The sequence below is a fragment of the Yersinia pekkanenii genome (genome assembly GCF_001152565.1).
Lineage (GTDB): Bacteria > Pseudomonadota > Gammaproteobacteria > Enterobacterales > Enterobacteriaceae > Yersinia > Yersinia pekkanenii.
Map to the genome: position 1 here is coordinate 1 of NZ_CQAZ01000167.1, position 1,378 is coordinate 1,378.

Below are 1,378 nucleotides of genomic sequence, written 5' to 3' on the forward strand. Positions count from 1 at the left end.
GACCCCGTGCAGGTGGTTCTGGATAATGCGCACTCTGTGCCGGAAGCCATTAATCAAGCCATGAGTACACTCATTGCGCCACTGGTGGCCGCACTGAATCAGGGCCAGTCGCCTGATGAGGCCATCAATATCATCGCCGCCAGCTATCCGGCGTTGGATGACAGTCAGCTCCAACAGCTGCTGACCCAGGCAATATTTGTGGCTGATATCTGGGGGCATCTCAATGCCGAAAGCTGATGTCAATCTGGCCCAGGCGATGACGCTCAAGCCAGAAGAGGCTATTCGCTATTTTGAGTCGAAGGGCTATACCATCGGTTTTAATTGGCATGACGTTGAAGCCCGCGCCCATGCCACGGCGTTCACCGTGGCAGGGATATTGAAGCAAGATGTATTGGAAGATGTTCGCCATAGCCTGAATGACAGCTTGCGCACCGGCACCACCTTTGAGCAGTTCAAAAAGCAACTTATCCCGGTGCTGGAGCAAAAAGGTTGGATGGGGAAAGGCCTTGTTGCGGACGCGGATGGCGTTCTGGAGGGTAAGCAGCTCACACCGCGCCGACTGAAAACCATCTTCCAAACCAATATGCAATCAGCCTATAACGCGGGGCGCTATGAAGAGCAGCTCGCTAATGCCGAGTTTCGTCCCTATTGGGAGCGGGTGGCGGTGATGGACAGACTAACGCGCCCCAAACATGCCGCGTTAAATGGCTTTACCGCCCGTTATGATGATCCGGTCTGGCAGTTTATGTATCCGCCGGATGGTTACCGTTGCCGCTGCCGCGTTCGGGCGCGTTCTGAGGCGGATATCAACCGCTACAGTATCACTGTGCAATCTAGCCAGGACAGAATTGAGACGGTACAACAGGCATGGGGGCCAAATGATACGCGCACGGTGCAGGCGTTTCGTATCAATGGCGAACTGTATACCCCGGATGCGGGCTTTGGTCACAATCCGGGCAAGGGTAATTTGTCCGCGCTGGGGCAGCGGCTCATGGATAAATCTGCGGTGGCCTCTCCGCGCCTGGCATCCATTGCCGTCAAAGAAACCCTGAGTAATAACACGCTGTTAAATGCCGTTAAAACAGATGTTAAACGCTGGGTAAATCAGGTGTCACTCCAGCCTAAACCCAAAGGTTCGTTGCGGCATTTTGGCGCTATTGAGCCCGAGACTCTCACCAAACTGGAGATGCGCGGGCAAGCACCAGGCTCTGTGACCTTAACGGCATTTGATAATGCAGTGCTTGATGCCCCCGGCCCGCTGTGGGCAGAGCTGCCGGAACTGTTGCAACATCCTGCGGCCACATTGCTCGATGGCGATAGCTTGGTCTATCTCGTTCACCAGGGAAAAGAGGTTATGGGTGTGACGGCTCCGCTAACC

At 54.9% G+C, this 1,378-nt stretch carries 1 protein-coding gene and 1 pseudogene; both read left to right on the plus strand.

Annotated elements, in window-relative coordinates; translation table 11 throughout:
- Window positions 1-237: pseudogene (locus AEP37_RS23700) on the plus strand (phage portal protein family protein); the annotation flags it as partial.
- Window positions 224-1,378: phage head morphogenesis protein (locus AEP37_RS23705; protein WP_049615634.1), on the plus strand; the 1,155-nt coding region annotated here is incomplete at its 3' end. The pseudogene AEP37_RS23700 and the gene AEP37_RS23705, both read left to right, overlap by 14 nt.